This is a genomic window from Flavobacterium sp. GQ95 (assembly GCF_059758655.1).
Genome location: NZ_JCAXEB010000008.1, coordinates 299,864 through 321,771, shown reverse-complemented (window position 1 = coordinate 321,771; position 21,908 = coordinate 299,864). Strand labels below are relative to the sequence as shown.

General features: G+C 28.0%; 14 protein-coding genes. 12 read left to right on the top strand and 2 right to left on the bottom strand.

Annotated features, from left to right (window positions below; translation table 11 throughout):
- Positions 1–707: 707 nt before the first annotated feature.
- The 6 genes from AC6CH4_RS16990 to AC6CH4_RS16965 all read left to right on the top strand — a co-directional run bounded on the left by AC6CH4_RS16990 (position 708) and on the right by AC6CH4_RS16965 (position 12,777).
- Positions 708–1,055: a superinfection immunity protein gene (locus AC6CH4_RS16990; RefSeq protein WP_498105028.1), complete on the top strand. Its 348-nt coding sequence runs from the start codon at positions 708–710 to the stop codon at positions 1,053–1,055.
- An 880-nt stretch (positions 1,056–1,935) separates the two neighbouring features.
- Positions 1,936–2,355, top strand: coding sequence for a hypothetical protein (locus tag AC6CH4_RS16985; RefSeq protein ID WP_498105026.1), 420 nt, complete (start codon positions 1,936–1,938; stop codon positions 2,353–2,355).
- Positions 2,356–8,744: 6,389 nt separating this feature from the next.
- On the top strand, positions 8,745–8,942 hold the full coding sequence (locus AC6CH4_RS16980) for a DUF1963 domain-containing protein (RefSeq protein WP_498105024.1): 198 nt from the start codon (positions 8,745–8,747) through the stop codon (positions 8,940–8,942).
- A 207-nt stretch (positions 8,943–9,149) separates the two neighbouring features.
- A complete protein-coding gene (locus AC6CH4_RS16975; protein ID WP_498105022.1) occupies positions 9,150–9,587 on the top strand; it encodes a DUF2141 domain-containing protein in 438 nt (145 codons plus the stop codon).
- A 2,116-nt stretch (positions 9,588–11,703) separates the two neighbouring features.
- Entirely contained in the window at positions 11,704–11,997 is a 294-nt protein-coding gene (locus tag AC6CH4_RS16970; protein WP_498105020.1) for a DUF6922 domain-containing protein, read from the top strand.
- A 12-nt stretch (positions 11,998–12,009) separates the two neighbouring features.
- Positions 12,010–12,777 (top strand): nucleotidyl transferase AbiEii/AbiGii toxin family protein, encoded by a 768-nt coding sequence (locus AC6CH4_RS16965; RefSeq protein WP_498105018.1) that lies wholly within the window; start codon positions 12,010–12,012, stop codon positions 12,775–12,777.
- A 165-nt stretch (positions 12,778–12,942) separates the two neighbouring features.
- Here AC6CH4_RS16965 and AC6CH4_RS16960 read toward each other — a convergent pair whose 3' ends face one another.
- Together AC6CH4_RS16960 and AC6CH4_RS16955 are read right to left on the bottom strand one after the other, a co-directional pair.
- Complete coding sequence (locus tag AC6CH4_RS16960) at positions 12,943–14,295, bottom strand: site-specific integrase (RefSeq protein ID WP_498105016.1); 1,353 nt, start codon at positions 14,293–14,295, stop codon at positions 12,943–12,945.
- A gap of 339 nt (positions 14,296–14,634) precedes the next feature.
- Positions 14,635–15,600: a T9SS C-terminal target domain-containing protein gene (locus AC6CH4_RS16955; protein WP_498105014.1), complete on the bottom strand. Its 966-nt coding sequence runs from the start codon at positions 15,598–15,600 to the stop codon at positions 14,635–14,637.
- Between the two features lie 509 nt (positions 15,601–16,109).
- Here AC6CH4_RS16955 and AC6CH4_RS16950 point away from each other — a divergent pair.
- The 6 genes from AC6CH4_RS16950 (at position 16,110) to AC6CH4_RS16925 (ending at position 21,807) form a co-directional block, all read left to right on the top strand.
- Positions 16,110–17,060 carry a GDP-L-fucose synthase family protein gene (locus tag AC6CH4_RS16950; protein ID WP_498105012.1) on the top strand — a complete coding sequence of 317 codons (951 nt, stop codon included), beginning with the start codon at positions 16,110–16,112 and terminating at the stop codon, positions 17,058–17,060.
- Positions 17,061–17,140: 80 nt separating this feature from the next.
- Complete coding sequence (gmd, locus tag AC6CH4_RS16945; protein WP_498105010.1) at positions 17,141–18,223, top strand: GDP-mannose 4,6-dehydratase; 1,083 nt, start codon at positions 17,141–17,143, stop codon at positions 18,221–18,223.
- Between the two features lie 150 nt (positions 18,224–18,373).
- Positions 18,374–19,228, top strand: coding sequence for a glycerophosphodiester phosphodiesterase family protein (locus AC6CH4_RS16940; RefSeq protein ID WP_498105008.1), 855 nt, complete (start codon positions 18,374–18,376; stop codon positions 19,226–19,228).
- Between the two features lie 43 nt (positions 19,229–19,271).
- Positions 19,272–19,985, top strand: coding sequence for a phosphocholine cytidylyltransferase family protein (locus AC6CH4_RS16935; protein WP_498105006.1), 714 nt, complete (start codon positions 19,272–19,274; stop codon positions 19,983–19,985).
- A gap of 2 nt (positions 19,986–19,987) precedes the next feature.
- The gene (locus tag AC6CH4_RS16930) at positions 19,988–20,773 is read left to right on the top strand and encodes an HAD hydrolase-like protein (protein ID WP_498105004.1); all 786 of its coding nucleotides are present in this window, start codon (positions 19,988–19,990) and stop codon (positions 20,771–20,773) included.
- On the top strand, positions 20,752–21,807 hold the full coding sequence (locus AC6CH4_RS16925; RefSeq protein WP_498105002.1) for an iron-containing alcohol dehydrogenase: 1,056 nt from the start codon (positions 20,752–20,754) through the stop codon (positions 21,805–21,807). Before AC6CH4_RS16930 ends, AC6CH4_RS16925 begins: the two co-directional genes overlap by 22 nt.
- Positions 21,808–21,908 lie beyond the last annotated feature (101 nt).

The window sequence follows — 21,908 nt, the reverse complement described above, 5'->3', positions numbered from 1 at the left end:
ACTTTAATTTAAAAAGTTGAACCCTTTTTTATTATAATCACAAAGTGATTAATCTCAATTGTAGGTTGAAATTCCGTATTTACTCAACTTCTCTCAAATCAAATATGCAGAATATTGCTTATCAACTCACTATCGTTTAAACGGACTTATTTTATAAATCCTTCTCTCTGAATTTTATTTAAATATTTTGGTCAATAATTACAAATTCCAAGTTATATTAAGTACTGATTCCAGTTTAAAATGATGTTGAAATTTGATAGGGTATAATCTTAATGACATGTTGTAAAGAGCCTTTCAGAATTTCATGGAAAAATGTAGAAGAATTATTTCTTAACTGCTATGATTGAAACAACTTCCATCGACTCTGTCCTTTAAGAAAGTTACTTTTTACATATTTTGAATTAACTTTGGTTCCTTATACATAGAGCAAAGCATAAAAAAAATTAAGTGTCAAAATATTACTTCCATGTATGTGTATAAATGCGTAACCCATTTTCTTATTTCCACTTCTTTTTTTGCTAGTTTTGAACTGTTTAGGTTCTTACACGGTTTTAAAAACTATTTGCTAGTTAAAGTAAATTGCTTAAACAAGTATCTTAATAATTTTGATTGTTTTTTAATGCTTGGTGAAGAAAGTCATATTTTTTTAAAATTAAGAGTAATATTAGTTGGTATATAAAATTAAAAGTACATACAATTATGAGGTTATGGTAGAAATTATGGAAATATTTGTGTTTTTAGCTGTATTTGCTATTTATTTAGCACCTAGTTTTTTAGGTAGACAACACAACGATAAATACAAAATCGTTATTTTAAATTTATTTTTAGGTTGGACAATTGTTGGATGGTTTGTTATTTTAGTATGGGTGTATGCAAACTATAAACAAAATCTGGTAGTAGAAGATTTGATAATAGAAGATTTAAACGAATCAGACGATAAACTTTATCTTACAGTAGAATTAATAGCGTTAAATAAGTTATATAAAAGAGGAGACATAAATTTCAATGAATTTTTAGATGAAAGAAAAAGAATTTTAAGTGACGTTTGCCAGTAGAGTTAATTAAATATTTCTACTTGCTTAAAAAAATATACTAGATGTTTACTTCGATAGTAACTTTTAGTCTGGATATAGTTAAAACACATATATTTAATTTCATATGTTATTTGGCAGCCCTCTCTTCCGTAAAAGTTTAATGCTCAAAGTATTATTGGTATAGTTTCTTAATGAATTGACTTCACTAAAAATGTATTGAAAACTTCAGATGAAGAATGTTTAGTAAAGTTTTTTTAACACCTGTATCTTGTGTATTTCTACTGTGTAGTGTACTCTGGTTCAAAGAAAATCTTGCGCATAAGTCATACTGTCAGCTAATTACATGAATTTTGTTTCACTCTACTGAAAAGAGCTTAACTCGAAAGTCAATAAATCACTTGTCTACTTCTATAAAGAATAGTTAAAAGTATTTGCAATTCTACAAATATTCTCCTTGTTTGTAACATGTTTTTGTTGAGTTTATGTTTTAACTTTTCTAATCTTGAATTATTGTGCTGATTTTGGGAAACAGCATATAATTTATTCTATTCTAATGTAGTACTATAGTAACCTAAATGTATTTTCAAATGATTTTAAAATACTTGTTTAGATATAATTTCTTGTTTATGGAACTGTAAATTAAATTACTGTATAAAATCCTATACACGCGTGTAGATATAAGTATCTAAATGAAAAGGAGGAATATTTAAAAGAGATAGCTTTGTGTTTGCTCTTCTTAGGTGATAATTTATATAGTTGGATTTATAATTTTAAACTAATTAGAGTTTAGTAAAAATAAAATATTTATATATTAAACAGTGAGGCCCAAAATCCTTGAAAATGTACATTTTTGAAAGTATAATTTAACTATAAAATGTTTTAGTATAAAAAGTGAAATAAAATGAAGACATTAAATACATGTGGAGAAAGATTTGATTATGCAAGAAAACAAATGAATCTTAGCTATATGAAGCTTGGAAAGTTGTTTAATATTGCTCCAATTAGAATCTCTAAATTTGTAAAAGAAAATGACATACTAGAAGTTTATATCGATGTTTTTTCCTGGAAATACAAAGTGTCAAAAGAGTGGCTTTTAACAGGGAAAGGAAACATGTTTATAAACAAAGCAGAGCAAAATTTAACTCCTACAGGTACTTTTATAGAGTGTGAGCATCAACTTGAAAGAATATGTAATATAGAATTGAATTTAATGCAAGCTCAAACTATTGAAAAATTGAAATTAAAGATTTTGCATTTAGAAAAAAAAGGCACAAACATTAGAGATTCTTTGGTTATTGAAGATATTGATATTCTTTATTAATTAAAGTTGTTAGTTCTCATAACATAAAAAAAACAAAACAGAGGTTAGTATTTTTTACGAACAATAAACTGCGTCAATCTAAGTAAAGACAAATTAACAACTTATTTTAAATATTAGTAATCATTCAAGCGAGTATTCAAAGTCACTTTTTGATTAAAACGAAATATTGTGGTGATTATGCCGCAATAGATAGTACGATTTAATTTACACTCTGTTGCTTGCGGATTAATATAATAGTGAAGGGAGCGTGTGGAATAAACAAGTAGTTGTTATATGTTTCATTACTACAATGTTTTCAAAATATTTTCCCGATTTTATAGCACTGCTTCTATTTAATCTGGAAGGAAATTTTGTGGTTTAAAACGACTATAGTTAGTAAATATATTGAAGAATGGTTACATAGTTTCTGATATAACCATTTTATTTTGTGATTAGTTTGTGTATAAGTGTGTGGTGTTTTTTTTAGAAACAAATGTTTTATTCTTTTTATTTGTAATCTATTAATATTTAAAAAAATAAAATATGAACAATTTTAAGAAAGATGAAATTTTGAGAGAAAAAATAATTGTAAGACTTCTGTATTTTGCTATAGGGTTTGTATTTGCTTTTCTGATTTTTTATAGACATAAGTCTTGAAAAAATATTGGTGAACCTCTGTTTTTTTTGAATATTTATAGAATTGATCTGGTTGGGTCTTCTGTTAAAATTCTACATCAATCCCAAAACCTATAGGTTATCAAGTTTAAACATAATTTTTAATTAGTCTTAAGAAAAAAAACTAAAATTACTTATATTTTTTAAATTGAGATCTAGATATTTTTTTACTAGACTACTCTTTGGAGATATTATATTTCCTTATCAAAAAAAATCAACATAGTTTAATAATAATTTACTTTTTTGATAGTACAAACGTATAAGCTAATGGTCTACATTTTCTGAAAATGTTAAACAAATTTCTTTTGATTGTGTGTTATTGGAAGTATGGGACTGTTTGTCAGAAAGTACTTAAAAATTACTCGAAATTATTTCAGCTGATCGTATTTTAGGAGCTTAAATAACCATACTCATAAAGAGAAATATTTCATAACAGAAGTTTTTTGTAAAATTTTAAACGATCATCACTTTTGAGAAAAAAGTTTAAAAAGAGTATCGTTTTTTTGCTTGAATAATAGTTTTTACTAACAAAGGGTATTATAGAATTTTAATTCAAATTTTTCCAATGATTCTTGAAATTACAAAAGTGTAAAAAAGGATGTCTGATGGACATGTGAGTAATATAGTAATCGATCTTTAAGAATGTCCTATAAAATAAATTGTATAGCCGAAGGTAGAATATTTTTAAAATATTAAATTTTATGCATTTTTTCAGGGGAATGTTTTTTCATGTTCTAGAAGAATGAATATTTGTAGAAGTTGGCTACTTAGAGTTATAAACCCTATAAGTTTGTTTTCATGTTTGTTAAAATTGATTTTTTATTCTTATTTTCAATTTTGTTAATTGAGTAAGTTCATGTATTTGTACTCATTTGGGTATTAATCTATTTTTAAATCATTAAAGATTAGTAGATTGTATTAATGTACGCGCGTATATGTATGTCTGGTTTTTAAAAACAAATAGATTTTGCTTCTCTATTTTTGGACTACTACAATTAGGTTGGAGATTTAGGGATTTTTTTTCATTTTTGTAGTTTTTGGATTAGAAAACTGCCTCAGTAGTGAGGTGGTTTTTTTATTTTAATAAGTTTCATTAGTATGTTTAATTTGTAATTAACAACTGATTATTTATAAGGGCAGACATTATAATTTCGGAAAGAATGGTTTTTGAGCAGTTTTGACTAGGTTTATCGAGTCGATTAATATTTGAACTTGTATTAAAGCCATAGGAAAGAATTTTGCTTAAAGAATGTGTGCTTATGAATAAATGCGTATTTGTATTGAAAAGTAAACTCAGACTGAGTAAAATATCAATTTAATGTAGGCTGACTTTCCATGAAATTGTTGACCAATCTATTATTAACTGATTCAGAAGCGATAAACTCAAAAAAGTTTTAGATAAATTTTAAAGCAAGTTGTTAATATTAGCCTCGGAAGGTTAATCAATCTAGACTAATTTATATCCATGGAATAAAGATAGAGCGCTAAAACACTTAATCTATTCTTAAAATTTATTATAGAGTTTTTTATTGTCAAGTGTTTAGGTTGTATATGGAAGAATCGTTGACACAGATTGGTGAAGTGGAAAACTATATTTTTTGTACAGTTAAGTGCATTAAAGGGTTTTAATCGTTTTTGAAATGGCAACAGTTTTAAAAGTTTTGCTAGTATTTAAAATATGAGAAAGATACAGAATTAGCCGGGCAGTGGCTTTTTTTATACAAAGAATTCGGATTGTTAATGAATATTGTCAAAATATTCGTTGTTCAAACAGTCTCTTTGATCTTATCTAAACTGAAAAAAAATGATTTGTCAGTTAGATTTTATGTTGTTTGTTATGTATAACTTATTATTATTATTCTTTATTTTTGAAAAAAATTATAAACACACCTATTAGAAAGTAAATTGCGGATAACAATATTTGTATGATTTCCTCAAATGTTGCATTGAAATATAGTAGAAACATAATAAATGTAAATGTATAGATAATCGCGTTCTATTTAATAAAACATATTAAATGAAAGTAGATTTATGATTGGTAATCAAAGACAACAATTTGCTCGATGATATTGGAATAATATTTTTTTAATTCAAAATGAAATCAGAAGATTGTTTCTTACTATCATTTATAGTGATTTGTTTTATCTGGAAATTAATACAAAATCAAAAAGATTATATGTTGAAAGAATAAAAAACTTTCCGCTTTTTCTGTTTAAAAACGTGTAATTATTCATTATATTATATTGAGTTTTAATTATTAATTAGATGACCTTATAATCTTGTTAAAGTCAATTATATTCAGGTAGTGAATGAGTTTGAATTAGGTGTAAGTTTATCAAAACAGTATTGATAGGTATCTTAGTTTGTTCTTTAGATAGTACCTGTTTTAGTTTTAAGTATGTTCATTATATTTACTCATTCTGAAATTGTCATGCATTTTTTTAATTAAACGTGTAGATGTGTGTGGTTAAAAACTTTGCGGCTTGTTATTTGATACTTAAGTTTGTCGTGTTTATTTAGATAACTTTATAGGATTGCATGGCATAAAATTTATATTTTAGTAGGTTTAATGAATTGACGCCGGTAATGCAAGCGGGCACTTATAAAGTTTGTCGTTTTTTTAAATGCCCACGTAAGTGGGCATTTTTATATATTTAATTTAACCGATTAGGTGCAGTTATTTGAAGTAAAATATAATTGAGTAGTATTGATTTATATGTTGAAATTTATAATAATGAATTTTTTTGACAAGCGAAATCTATGTCAAATATAGAAAAAAATATTTTATAGTTTTTAGAAGTTATGTGCTCTTTAAGTTTATGAATTAGAATGTGATCTAGTATATAGAAATAAAGTATCTTATTTAGACGTTGTTGTGCTTAGTTTAAATGCTGATTTTGTGTTGATTAACAGTGAGAAGTCATTTAATAATGCTTTATGGTTATAGAATTATTTTAAAAACTAGAATAAAAGAAATTTTAGACATGTATTCTATCATTAATACTCCTTTTTTACTAATAGCCAAGTGATCAATATTAGTCAAAACGACATGTGATTTTTAATGTTTAAACAATCGTATACTTATTTGATAGCTAGAAGGACCTTAGTATATTCATATAATGTAAATTAAAAATAAGGTACTTACTCGCGTATTTTTATGTATTATTTTTTCTTGTGTATTGTTTTTTCTTGCTTAGTTTTGAAAAATAGGTAATTTACTTTGAATTCGTTCCTTACGATTACGATTCAAGTATTTTGCTTGTTTTAGTTAAAGATGTTCAGCAATGGGCATTTTTTTTATTTAAATAATTCCTGCTTTAAAAGAATCACTTAAACCAAGTTTTTCCATTTGTATTATTAAATAAAAAAATATTACTAATAAGTATGTGTTTTTTATTTCATTCTTATTATAAGATACGGTAGTTTCTTCAATAACACATTTGGAGATGAATTCCGGTAAACACTTATCTTAAGCATATAAATTAAATGGTTTATGGAAAGGATCTCAGTAAATAATGAATCATAATTCATTAAAAAATCAAAGAAAATTTAGCCGTATTTTTAGCTAAAAATTGGCTATTCGTTATTTAGTCACATTAAATATGACTATTATAAGAGACTCGATTTGTTCAGCGAATTTACGAATGATTACAAGGTTTTATAGAGATGAAATTCTTTAGGATGTTTTTTATAGCTGTCAATAGATCATCAACTGTCTGATTGCTTATTGTAGAACTGCTTTCTTTTTAAGTATTACTATTTAGGACTATCATAGCTTAAATAAACTCATAATAGGAATTGCCAAAACTTCATTTTAATCTTAAACGTTTGAACATTTTTAAATCATGTTTTTCCTCTGGCTGGCAAGATGATTTGTTGTTTGCAGCCACTTATCTTATCTATAATCTATGCTCGATGTTGGGGACACTAAAAGAAAAGAGTGTGAAAACAATGAAAGTGGACGATGATGGAAAAAGAAAATTCAAACAGAATGTGAATTGTGAGACTGCGATCCACTCTTTTGGAGTATGCCGAACTGGAAAAAAGATTTATATCAACACCTGTCGAAATTTAAGCGATCATAATAGAAGACATTTATTTAATAAAGTAATGCTTCTTTTTCATTGAAGAGAAAAAAGGTACTTTAATACCGAGTTCATTCAATTTGGAAATGACATCACTTAGAATGTTAAAAAGATAAATTCTTTTAAAAATGAATAAAAACCAAAAATGCGAGAAGAATTAGTTATGATTTATTATAATTTGCAAGAGGATAATTATATGCCTTTTTCCAAAAGGTAAAGATTTCTAATAATTTTTCTTCTTTGTTTTTTTAAGTGACTTTTTCTGTATATACTGTTATGGAATAATCTTATATACAATTTATACTCATTTTGGAAAGAATCAACTTTAATTATCTGATACAAGTCTATTGATTTTTTAAATCTAATGTACACGTGTATACTTGTGTAGCTTTTTTTGTTAAAAATCTTGTTTAATGATTAATTTTGAATGCTTTAATGTTTAAAGAATTTGACTTGCATTTCAGATTCTTAACAAAAATGAACGATACTCGTTAAGATTATCTCTGAACTTCATTATGAAAAATTAAAAATTATATTTTATGAGAATGATATTTGGATTAGTGATTTTATGTTGCACTTTTATTTCAATGATATTATTGATCATAATTATTGCGCATGATACTGACTTTGGATCGCCCCAAAAGGAGATTCAAATCTCAGCAGATGAACAGATAGAATTGAAGATTTCTATTATTGTTAAGTGAAAAATACATTGTAAATTAATTGAACTAATCCAAAGTAAGTTAAAGTTTAAATAAACTCAAAGGAATTGTAAGGGAAAGAAACTAATATGATATGGGTGTTGATTATTTATAATTTCAGTTCCTATGTGATTATGTAATAATATATGGTTTTTGAATTGTAATCTAAAAATGTTTTGTGCTAAAACTAATTAGTACTGTTGTAAAGTGTAAATTAATTTATTACAGTATCTCGTATTGGGTTTTATAATTTTTTAGTAGAAAGATATAATAGTATTAATAGCTATTCTTATTTCTTATAATTGTAAGATCTTTATTTCTAAGTTATTAACTGCCTATAGATAAATGTAAAATGAAAATATTTAAAAAAAGTCAAATATTATTAGTGATGTGATAGAGAGTTGTTTAAATAAGGAATTCGATGATGGCAATTTAAATAGGAGGCTTGAAAGACACTATTATCAATGCAACTAAAATTATTATAGAACAGGTATCTAATAACTTGGAAAACTCTAACTATTAGGTCACAATTTGGAGGTAATCCTTATTTTGAAATGGGTGAAGTTTAGCCTAAATCTATAGAGATGGAATGGAAATGACTTTTTATCTTTCAAGTTTTTAATACCAATAATATTGAAATACCTAGAAACATTAGACTAATCCAGTTTTTTTATGATTTTAATAAAAAAACACATACAAGTTTTGAAAATGGCTGAATGGTTAAGTGTATGATAATTTAAATATAGATAAAATAATAACTTTGGTAAAAACCTTATAATTTAAAAGATATTAAATATTGTAGCATCAAGCTTAAGAATTTTAAGTCACTGTCTGATATGGCATGATTATGGATGAATAATAGGAAGGCATCAGAATTTTTACATAGAATACAGGATGACGATTCATATAAATTATTATAATCTAATAGTAAAAAAATTAGTTAAGGAATATGAATATAGCTCCCAACTTGGGTTATCCAATATGGCTTCGAAAAGAAGCTACTCCTCAAAATAAGAATAATGAAAATTTAAAATTACTGCTTCAAATTAGCACTGAAAATAGTATTGGGCTAAAATGGGGAGATGAAGGAAATGTCTATGTTTTTTATGATAGAAAGAGTAAACAAATTAAATTACAATCTCACTAATTGAATGCTGTATAATCTTAAGAAATATAGTATATTACTACAGTCATAACGAAACTGTTTTGCACAATAGATTGCTTTCTGTCTAATCTAAAATAGTAGGTAATTTCAAATTTTAAATATATTTTTTGAAGCCAAAATGGTAAAAATGATATTTGAAGCATTCCAAAACTAGCTTAGCAGATAGTCCATTTCAAAAAATCAAATATAATGAATAAATTCTTTTGCTTAAGCTGGTTTATAGCATGTACAACTATTTTTCACCTCACTTCTTATGGACAAAATACTCGGATTAAAATTTCTGGTTTCCGCTCTGAAAATGGGCAAATTATATTAAATATATTCAAGAATAGTGAAGATTACGAGCTAGAGAAAGTCTCTGAAAAATTAGTTTTTATAAAAAAGAATATTGATAATGGTTTGATGAATGTTAATTGTGATCTTGAACCTGGTGTGTGTGGTATTATTCTTATTGATGATGAGAATAATAATGGAAAACTCAATAAAAATTTAATTGGTATACCGAAGGAAGGTTTTGGTTTCTCAGATTTTTTTATGGAAAAAAAGAAAAAACCCAGCTTTGATCAATTTAAAATCATTATAAAAAAACAGAACAACAGAATTAATATTAAGATAAAATACATTTAATAGAGTTAAAAAAAATAATGACATTTGTAATGTAATTTATACAGGAGCTAAGGTCTTTAACAATATATTTTAAAAGTGCATATAATAATTTGTTTACTAGTAGTTTTGATGTCAAAAAAGCTACAGATAGTTATAATGCTGACGTAGGAAAAGTTGCTGATAAAAAGGGATTGGTTTTTGTCCTTGGAGAAAATATAGATAACATAAACATTTACATTGCTAGAGGTGTATTTTTGTTATATGAAATATATATAAAGACCGCAGAAATTCAATTGTAATAAATCTTTTTATAGAAGCAATTAATGCGCAAATATAATTTCGATTTTAAAGAAGACGATTAAGTAAATTTATTAGAAGGAAGATGTTTTTTGTTTCGTTATAAATTTTGCTAGATACAAAAAAAGGATTACTGTAAGAGTGATTTTATTATATTAATTATACTCAATGTCCAAATAATTGTTCCCAAAAATATAAATGTCCAAGTTAATCGTATAGTAATTAGATGTTTGTTTTCGTGTTTTTGATTTTTCATGTTTGCTAGTTTTGATTTATGTTAGAGTAAAAAAACGTTTATACTTTTTTATCTTTTTAATGGCACTAAATTCGAGCCTATTTTCTTTGCAATTCAAATGTAAACAAGAAAGATAAAAAGGTAAAAAAAAACGCTACTCACGTATACACGTGTAATGGTTTATTTTTGCTTTACTATATTTGACTAGTGCGTAAATTTTATAAGTGGATAAATAATAAAAAGAAAGCGGGTGTTTTAGTGAGTCTTTTTTGAAAGTCAATATAAATTGCTATATCGTTTTCCAATTATGTATTTGATAGTGAAGCGTTGGTAAATTTCAACAAGAGAGTTGTGGCATTGTTTTAGATTTCTGATACCTTTGTTTGAGTATTTAAAATTTCTAAGGGTCACTTTCTGGATGAAGATACCGAAAGTTATTCTGGAAAAATTAAAACATTGCCAAAGAATACAGATACTAATACCGATGGTGTGATACAGGGGAGAATTATCAGCCTTAGATAAAACGGTCACTTTGCCTTTACGTTGAAAATTAAAGACCCAAAAGCACTTTTAGAAGCTAATTTTGACAATGTTATTGTTCATGCTGATAAAGATGTTATTTATGCTATATCAGAAAAAAATATACTTTTAAAAAAAAAAATAAAATTATTATAGCGGCTAAAGAAATTTGATCTAGTGTCAAAAAATATTTTCATTAGGACCTTATTTGATTGAACGTAAAAAGCAGGAAATTTTATAATTAATTTTAATGATTACTATAATTGGTATATCCTGTTCATATGTTTAATATTTAACTTTCTTTCATAATATTATTTTATATATTCTATAATTTTTGTTTAAGTGTTTTATATATGAGAGCTCGACCATTAATTCAAAAAAAGCTTCATCGTAATCTGGATAGCTGTCTTTCTTAACATTTCTCCTCTTGCGTATGGCTTGTCACTAAAACATAAAAAAGTGAAGGTAAAACATTTATACTACATAGTTTAAGCACACCGATCAAGAATAATTTAGGATATCGTTAGCTTTGATATTAACTTAAATCTTCTACAGATTCTTTTAGTTTTGTCAAAGGGAAGAAAACATTGTGTTAATCAGGTATGTGAATCGGTATTGGCCGCTTATTTTTAAAACAGATTAGATTGGGAGAGGTAAAATAGTCATCTTACTTGTGTTGTAAAGACACGAGTGATATTAGTCCTTTTTCTGTTTTTACAATCGTTGCAGTAAATAGTTATGGTGTTGAAAACCAGTATTTAGCAGGTTGGTTCGTGTTGAAAAACCAACATTATGTAATTCAAATGTTTTGTCGGTATTGATATTTCAAAAGTGATTCCGATATTTAGATCCATTATAATTATTTACATTATAAATTTAATAATCATTGGGGTATCTTGAGAATTTTAAAAAGTATACAATAAGATCAAAAAGAAGTTTTAATAAATTCTATCATAAGTAATTTTTACCCTTGATATTTAATTTAACGATCTTTTAACGGTTGCTGAGAGTAGATTTTGAGATCTTTAAAGTATTAATAAAGAGAATATAAAAGTATTATACCATAGTTAGTTGTATCTTTGTGAAATGAAGCAAAAAAAACATATAACAGACATTTTTCCCAAGTACTTATTTTGGGATATGGATTGTAGTAAACTTAATCTTGTAAGAGATAAAGCTATTATAATTCCAAGAGCGTTATATGCTACTACAACTGATACGTTTGAATCGGATATAAAATTGTTGGAAAGTTTATATTCTCCCGAAGATATTGTAAAGTGCCTAAAAAGCACTAAAGAAAATATCAGTAATAAGATATGTTTAAGCGTTGCCAGACGCTATAGTATAGAGCCGTTTAAGCGTTTTGTTTTATATGATTAATGTGAGTTTACAATGAGAGCAGTTTCTCCTGATATTTTAAAAACTATTTTAGAGCTACAGAATTTGCCGTCGCTTTCAAGTTTTGCGCTGGGAGGCGGTACAAATTTAGCATTGCGATACAATCATAGAATATCTGATGATATTGATTTATTTTCTCCCGATATAATCGGTAAGGATGGCTTTAAAAAAATAGAAGAAGAGGTATCAGTCTATTACGGTGAAAAAGCGACCAGGTTTGACAACCCCTGTGATATAAATGATCAATTTGTTTTTCTAAGATTTTTTATAAAAGTCGATAGTGGTCTGGTTATAAAAATTGAACTACTTCAAAACATGAAAAACCTGTATTCTATTGAGGTTAAGGAAAATATTCGTATGTTGTCAAAAACAGATATTGGATTGTTTAAATTAGTAAGTGCAGCCAACCGGACAACTAAAAAAGATATTTATGATCTGGATTTTATAACTAATGAAATCCCACTCTCAAAACTATATGAGGAGTTGAAAGTTAAAAATATTAAATTTAATGCAGAGAGTGACAGAACAATTTTTGATTTAGAGAAACATCTTTCCCCGATCGATAATCCTCATTTTTTACTTAAATTTGATTCTGTTCAAAGCTCCATGAGAATGCCTACCCATAGTCATGATAACATTCATATCGTTGATGGTCATAAATCTTGGGCTATGTCTCAAATTGACTGGCGTAGTAAAGTAAGAAGTTTGTATTCTCATCTTGGTATGCGATTCCCTAGGGCACAAGGCGTGAAAATCAGATAAGTATAAATATAAAAAGAAAAAGAAAGTGGTCTTTAATTGGTAAGGCAGACATTTGAAATGTTATCATGAAGGATTGCACAACAAAAAATGAGGAATGCCATTATATGTTCTTTTGTGGTTGCTTCTAATATATTTGTAGGCTTTTTGTTTTGCGAAATAAAATATTTAGTTGAATTTATAAAGCTTGGAATGTTTAGTATTATTTACTATTTTAATTTCCTGAGTAAACATTATTGCCTTATCTAACATGTCTCTTCTGTCATAAATATGTACACTACTAGTATTGTTTTTCTTCGATGGATGTGTAACGCTGCTTATTGCAATTTCTGAGAGGCCTAATAGGGAAAGATTGCTCACGAAAGTACTTCTTAAATTATGTGTGCTGAATAAACTACTATTTTCTATTCCAGCATAATTTAGCACGCTTCTAATATTAATATTAAGATTAGCGAGTGTGATACAGGTGAAATCAGGAAATCTATAATTGTTTTTCTTGATGATGTCAAGCGCTGTTGAGAATAAGGGAGTGTAGCATTCTGTTGAGGTCTTCTCCTGAATGGTGTGTAGATAGTAAAACACATTCTTATTACTGGTACAGAGTTCAATACTTCTGTCTTTTGCCTCCTGCATTGACTGGAGTCTCATTCCAGTCTGGCTGGCAATAATAATATAATCTTTTGCTAGTGCCAGATTTTTTGATATTGGTTTATATTTCATTACTTTTAAAATATCCTCTTCTTTTAAAAAAGCATCCGTTTTTGCTGAATTTGTTTTTTCGGCACTGTTGATTAGATTAGTATCACTTAAATCCAATGGAATATTGATGAGCTGTTTCCTGGCGGCTTTGCAGAGTAGTATAAAATAATTTTGGTATGCTTTAATAGTATTTGATGCAAATTTTGTTTTAGATTTTGGTTTATAATTGGCAATTCTAAGGTCGCCCATTTTAAGTTTATTGGTTACATCCCAGAAGTCACGATATAATTCTTCATTTAGATTTTCAAATATTAATTTACTTTTCGCCTCCTGATATCTTTTTACCAGGGGAACAAGATTTCTAAATGAATTTATTGTGTTCTCTTTTACTTCATCTTTTCGTCCACTTCCAACAAGATTCTCTAAATGCTTGATGTGATTATTTAGAAAGGTAAGTATTTCAAAGCTTTCTTGATGTTTTCTTTTTTCTCTTCCGGTAATGGAAAAAAGATAATTTTTAACCTGTTGTGCAGTAGGTTCCTGATTTCTGAAATAAGTTGCGGTAGCTTCTATATGAAATTCAAAATCTGCAATTTTATTGCGCAGTAATTTATTGTACTTCTCATATTTTTTAATGGTATTAGGGTCGTAAATATATCCCATTTTGCCTCTTTTTTTTCTTATTATTCCAAAATACTGAGGTAAAACGGTTACTTCCAGGGAGAATTGGAACTTCTTATAACTCAATTTTCCGTCTTTTGTACTTTTGAATGCACCGCTTATTTCCGCCATCACCAACTCAGCGGTGGTGCGGTTTTCCAAGATTTTGCTTTTGGATTTAAGGGTGTATCTATGAGTGATTGCTTTCATCAAAACAAAGATACAAAAATGAAATTAAAAGGTCTCTAATTTGGTCTCTAATTTATTGTTATAAAATGGTATTTACTGGTGTATTCTGAAATATAAAAATTTCAAAAAAGCTTGTTATCTATGTGTTTTTAAGGGGGTTAAGCGAATTTTCTGATTTTGGGAAATCTGCGATATATTTTCTACAGATAAGTAATTCACTTTATGAAGTATGAGTTATAAATTATAAGTTATGAAGGTTTTACAAAACACAACTTTTTTGCAAAAGTAAACTATTATATTACGATTTGCGAATTATTTATGGAGATAGGAATTCAGAATCGGACTTAGATCAAAATAATGGATTTGTTGACGAACATTCAAAACAGGTTTCCGAATCAAAGCTTCATTTGTGAGATAATAATGCAAACCATCATTCGTAGCAATGCCTTCTATTTGATGAAAAGAAAAACCGATATCAATTCGTCGTTTATTTCCTGATAGAAAATCATGATCTTTAAAATCATACAATAAATATAAAAAAGGCTTTCCGTGTTTAGAATATCCGCAGAGTATAATAAGTTTTTTTTCTTCTAAATAAGTAGCGCCAGTAACCAGGCCTTTTGTATCAAGTGATTCTTTAAATTGAGCGATATGATTCCCGCTTTGATTTGGTAACGCATAAATACTGGTTTGAGATGATTTCCATTGTTTGGTAAACAGATAGATACTGTCTTTAGCAACGATAAAAGCCTCACAATCAAAATTGGTTGAGTTTTGTTTTTGGGGAGAAAAATCAGTTTGATCAGCATAGGTAAAAGAAATAGTTTCTATAACCGGATTTTCTTCTAAAAATGATTTTTTCTCGATTTTTAAAATTTGTAAGTCGGTTCGGTTACCAGTAAAATTATTTCCGAAATCTCCAATATATAAAGAAGAACTGTCCTGCGCGATTTCTTCCCAATCATGATTAATAATTTTTTCAAGAACGATTTTCTTTCTAATTATTCCTAGCGTATCTAATCCGTAAATTGTTTTGTCATGATCATCATTATGTGTCCATAATAAATTGTCAAAAAATAATAACCCGGAAGTTTCTTTGATCGAATCGCTTAAGGGCTTTGAATATTGTGGATTAACTTTTTTAGCTTCATATATACAGCTTCCGTCATTTATAGTCGCTTTCGAATTGTAGTTTTTCGCTATTGGATCTGTACAATTATAAGTTTGTGCGTTAGTGTAGTAGAAGGATATAAAGAAAAAGAATAAAACTTTTTTCATAATTTTTTTTGTAGATACTGCTGAACCTGAATTGTTTAAAAAAAAATTTGTTTTGTTAAACAATTTAGCGATTAAAGGTACGTTAAGTTTCTAAATGTTTTATAATTTTTCAAGTGATTTCTGCTTAACGAAGTCATGAGTTTTTAAAGTATTATAATAAGGTATTTCTGAGTTTGTGTATTTTTTGACTTATTCTAAATATTATTTTTGCAAAAATATAAATGAATTCTTTCAAGTTGAAATTTTCTATCTGTTTGATATTGAGATTTATAATTTAGATCGTTAATTTTGAAAGAATTAGTGCGATTTTTTGTCTTAAAAATCTAAAAATTGTCGATATATTTGCAACCGAACTGATTTTTCTAATTTCTAGTAATGGGAGTTGGGAGAGCGAAGCTGTGCTTTAACGTTAAGTGTTAAGTTGTTGTAAGGTTAAAGTTAATTAAAGATTATGAAATTACGAGGCATTCGTAAATTAGCCCAAAATAATAGCTTTAAAAAAACTAAAAATGGACAAAGAAACTAAAATTTATATAGCAGGACATAATGGAATGGTGGGTAGTGCTATTTGGAGAATACTCTCAGACCAAGGATTTCGCAATTTATTGGGTGTTTCCAGCAAAGAATTGGATCTAAGAGATCAAAAGGCTGTTCGTGACTTTATAAATAAAGAAAAACCGGATGTTATAATTGATGCTGCTGCAAGAGTTGGTGGGATTCTAGCCAACAATGATTATCCATATCAATTTATTATGGAAAATATGCAAATTCAGAATAATTTAATAGATTCGGCTTTGCAAAACAGTGTTGAGAAATTTATTTTTTTGGGAAGCTCTTGTATTTATCCAAAATTAGCTCCACAACCTCTAAAAGAAGATTATCTTTTGACAGATACTCTTGAACCAACAAATGAATGGTATGCAATTGCAAAAATTACAGGTGTAAAAACATGTCAAGCCATTAGAAAACAATTTGGTAAAGATTATGTAAGTCTAATGCCAACTAATTTATATGGTACATTTGATAATTTTGATTTAAATACTTCTCATGTACTACCGGCTATGATTCGTAAATTTCATGAGGCTAAAGAAAATAATAATGCTCCGGTAACACTTTGGGGAAGCGGAACACCAATGCGGGAGTTTTTATTTGTTGATGATATGGCCAAAGCAGTTGTTTTTGCTTTAGAAAATAAATTGCCAGACTATTTGTATAATGTAGGAACAGGAGAGGACTTAACAATAAAAGAACTTGCTGAAACTATTCAAAAAATCACTGGTCATAAAGGAGAAATAATTTGGGATGCTAATAAACCAGATGGAACTCCAAGGAAATTAATGGATGTCACTAAAATGCATGATTTAGGATGGAAACATCAGGTAGAATTACAAGATGGAATTCAAAAAACTTATGACTGGTTTTTACAGAACATAGATAAATTTAAACAAGTTAAATTGTAGAGAAATGAATTAGTGAGAATGAAATCGTTTACTGTGATTTTAAACTCAAAACTCATAACTTATAACTCAAAACTCAAAACATGAGCACACAAAAAATAGCACTTGTAACAGGAATAACAGGTCAGGACGGATCATACTTAGCGGAATTATTATTAGAAAAAGGATATCAGGTACACGGAGTTAAAAGGCGTGCCTCTTCTTTTAATACACAAAGAATTGATCATCTTTATCAAGATCAACATGAAGCGAATGTTAATTTTAAGCTCCATTATGGAGATTTAACTGATTCAACTAATATTATCAGAATAATTCAGGAAGTACAACCTGACGAGATTTATAACTTAGGAGCCATGTCTCATGTAAAAGTATCTTTTGATTCTCCTGAATATGTAGCAAATGTAGATGGATTGGGAACATTAAGAATTTTAGAAGCGGTAAGAATACTAGGTCTAGAAAAAAAGACGAGAATTTACCAGGCTTCTACATCAGAACTTTACGGAGGTTTGGCAGAAAATAAAAATGCAAAAGGGTTTTATGACGAAAACTCACCATTTTATCCACGTTCTCCATACGGTGCAGCCAAAATTTATGGTTTCTGGATCACAAAAAATTACAGAGAAGCCTATAACATGTTTGCATGTAACGGTATTTTGTTTAATCATGAATCTCCAAGACGTGGTGAAACTTTCGTGACACGTAAAATCACAATGGCAACGGCTGCAATAGCAAAAGGGAAACAAGAGTGTCTTTATCTTGGAAACCTAAATTCACAAAGAGATTGGGGTCACGCCAAAGATTATGTTGAAGCAATGTGGAGAATTCTGCAACAAGATGTGGCAGAAGATTATGTGATAGCCACAGGAGTTACTACTTATATTAGAGATTTTGTTATTATGGCTTTTGCAGAAGTTGGAATTGAATTAACTTTTGAAGGAGAAAATGAAAGCGAAGTGGCTAAAATTTTAACCTGCAACAATCCTTTATATCAATTAGAAAAAGGAAAAGTAGTAGTGCGTGTAGATCCTGAATATTACCGTCCTACAGAAGTAGATCTTTTAATAGGAGATCCTACAAAATCAAAAACTCAATTGGGTTGGAAGCCTCAATATGATTTGGCAGCTTTGGTAAAAGAGATGGTAGCAAGTGATTTGAGATTATTTTAAAGAATTTTCTTTAAAAAGACTAATGAAACTTAATTATTTAATATTAAAGTAGTGTTATTTTAATAAAAAAAATGTTTTTTTTAGTATATATAAATTTTAAAAATTATCATTGCAAAAAGTTAATAACCTGATTTAAAATTTATTAAATGTATGAAAAGAAAATTACTCTTTATTTTAATGCCTTTTTTTGTTAGTTGTTCTGTACAGGAAGATACCGGTGGTGATTTAACATCGAAACCAAGTATTATCAAATTTGCTTATACACCACAAGAAATAACTGATTTAATTTCGGCTTCCAATTCTGCTGTTGCGCATAGAGGCGCGTGGAGAAAGAAGAATTTACCTGAAAATTCGCTTGAATCACTTAAAGAAGCTGTTAGATTAAAATGTAAAGGATCCGAATTTGACATTGTTTTTACAGCTGATGATTCCTTGGTTGTAAATCATGATTCTCAATATAATAATTTTGATATTCAAACTTCGCGATATACAGATTTGATCAGTTTAAAACTCGTAAATGGTGAAAAAATACCAACATTGAGAGAGTTTATAATTGCAGGAATGCAAAATAATACAACAACGAAATTATTTTGTGAATTAAAAAACTATTCTTTAAGTTCGTCAAGAAAATATTCTTATGTATTAGCTGTTTTGTCATGTGTTGAAAAATTAAAAGCTCACCAATTCATGGTATATACTTGTTTTGATTATGATATGCTAAAGCATATAAGAAGTATTGATGCATATGCTAATATTCAATATTTAGGAGGAGATGTTTCCCCATTACAACTTAAATCAGATGGTATATCTGCAGCTGATTATAAATTGTCCGTCTTTTATAAAGATCATCCAGAATGGATTCAAATTGCAAAAGAGAATGGTGTTTTCTTAAACGTTTGGACCATATATGCAGATGGATATATGGATTGGTGTTTAAAAAATAAATTTGATTATCTCACTACAGATGAGCCAGAACTACAGATAAGTAAACAAACAAAAAAATAATCCATTTAAATTAGAATTGGATTTTATAATGTGATATATAATTATGATAAACGTAATAATTTTAGCCGCTGGAGTGGGTTCGAGACTTCGACCAATTACTAATAGCGTTCCTAAGTGTATGGTGCCAATTAACAATGTACCATTAATTGAGAGATTAGTAAATCAATTAAACTCCTCAGAGAAAGAGATCAAGATAAATATTGTAGTGGGATATAAATCAGAAGTTGTGGTGAATCATTTTAAAAATTCTGACGTGAATATTATTCTCAATGATGTTTATGAAACCACAAATAATATGTATTCTTTTTATTTAGCGACTCAAAGTATAACTGATCTTTCGGATATGGTTGTTATTAATGCAGATTGTATTTATGAGGATGAAATTATAGAAAAATGCTTAAATAGCACAAAATCATGTGTTATGGCAGATCCTTTGTTTTTTAACGAGGAAGCGATGAAAATTGAAGTGGAGAATAATTTAGTAAAGGGTATTTCAAAAACATATTCAAAAACTAATACTACATTTACGTCAATTGATATGTACAGATTTGTTGGTGCAGAAAGTACTAATATGATTCTTTATGTAGAAGAAGTGATAAAAGGAGGTGAATTGAACAGTTGGACAGAAGTAGCTATTGATGCAATTGTAAAAAAGGAAGCAGTAAAAATGGAGCCTTTATTTATTGATACTTATAAGTGGTATGAAATAGATAATCATACGGATCTTGAGATTGCTTCTAAACTCTTTTCTAAATAAGTATGTATAAAATTTTTATACTTGATCTAGACGGTACCGTCTATGTCGATGGATTGCCTATAAAAAACATAATTTCGCAACTCAATAAAATAAATTTTGAAGATGGACTAGTATTGTTTTTAACAAATAACACCAGTGTAAATAAAAGGGATTACGTTGAGAAATTAATTAATTTAGGTTTAAAGTTTGTTGAAGAAAAAAATATTATTACCCCGGTAGATATTTTTTTAACTTTCGCCAAAAAGGAAAATATAAATTCTTGCTTCTATCTCTTACCAAAAACAGTTGTAGAAGAAATTGAACTTAATGGAGGTCCTGTACAAAATCAGGAAAATCCAGAGATGGTTTTAGTTGGTTTTGATAAAGAGTTAACTTATTTGAAGACACAAAAAGCTTGTGAATTTATAAATGCAAATACTCCGTATTATATAACCCATATTGATTTTGCCTGTCCAAGCGCTTTAGGGCCTATACCAGATTGTGGTGCCATTGTATCATTAATATCTAATACCACTGATATTAATTGGGTAGATCATTTTGGTAAACCTGGTTATTATATGAAAGAACGAATTTTGGAAATCATAGACAATAGTAACTATGATGCTTCCTCAGCTGTTTTAATTGGCGACAGATACTATACAGATATTAAGTTAGGTAAATTGTTAAATATTGATACGGTTCATGTCAATACTGGTGAACAGAACAAATCACCCGAAGTTAATTATGAACCGACATTTGAGTTTCAGGATATTTCAGAATTTATAGAATGGCAATATACAAGCAAATAGCAGATTTACCTATAATATTTCAAGTTAAAAATAAAATCATTGATGATATAAATGGAATTTTTATTTCAAAAAGTATTTTTTTTAACAGGGTCTTAATAGTTTCGGGACATAGTTTTTCATTATCAATTGCATCAAAAATTAAGCTTGATGGGAATATCATAAGAGAGGTAATTATTGATAATACTATTGAAGAGGTTGAAAGAATTGTTAAGATAGTTATCAATGAAAATATTGATTTAGTTATTGGTGTAGGTGGAGGTAAAGTTTTAGATGTTGTAAAAAGAGTTTCTTTTTTACATAGGGTAAATCATATCGCAATACCTACAGTCTTTTCAAATGATGGCTTGATATCTCCAATTTCGGTATTAAAAAATAAGGAAGGCAAAACTGAAAGCCTTGCAGGATTAATGCCTTTTGGTGTATTAATTGATTTAGAGATAATTTTAGATACTCCCGCAAAATTTATACAATCTGCAGCTGGTGATATTTTATCTAATATGTCAGCAACTAATGATTGGGTATATGCCGCAAATAATTCAAATGAAACGATAAATGATATTGCTTTTCAATTTTCAAGAATGGCTGCCCATTCTTCTATAAATTTTAATGACATAGATTTGAAGTCCAAGGATTTTGTCAAGATGATTATTCAAGGCCAGATAAATTCTGGAATTGCGATGGGATTAGCGGGTACAAGCAGACCTTGTAGTGGTAGTGAACATTTAATAAGCCATGCCATTGATTATCTGGGCCTTTCTAATAATAGATTACACGGTTATCAGGTGGGTGCAGTTAGTTTGTTTTGTTTGTTTTTGCAAAATGATTTAAGCGAGAAAATTCTCGATTATAGTAAAAAAATTGGATTGGAAATTGACCTTGCTTTTACTTGTATAGATTTTGATTATAATTTTAAAGAGATAATTAAAATAAGTAGAATGATGCGCCCTGGACGTATTACCTTTTTAGATAGCTATAATGATGATATATTATATGATAAATATATGAATTTTAAAGACTCTTGTCTTGCTAAGTAAATGCACAAATATATTATATTCATATAATTTTGATTACTAAAATAAAAAAGAAATAAGTTCATGTTATACGGAAAATTCATTGAAAAATTTTCAAATATCAA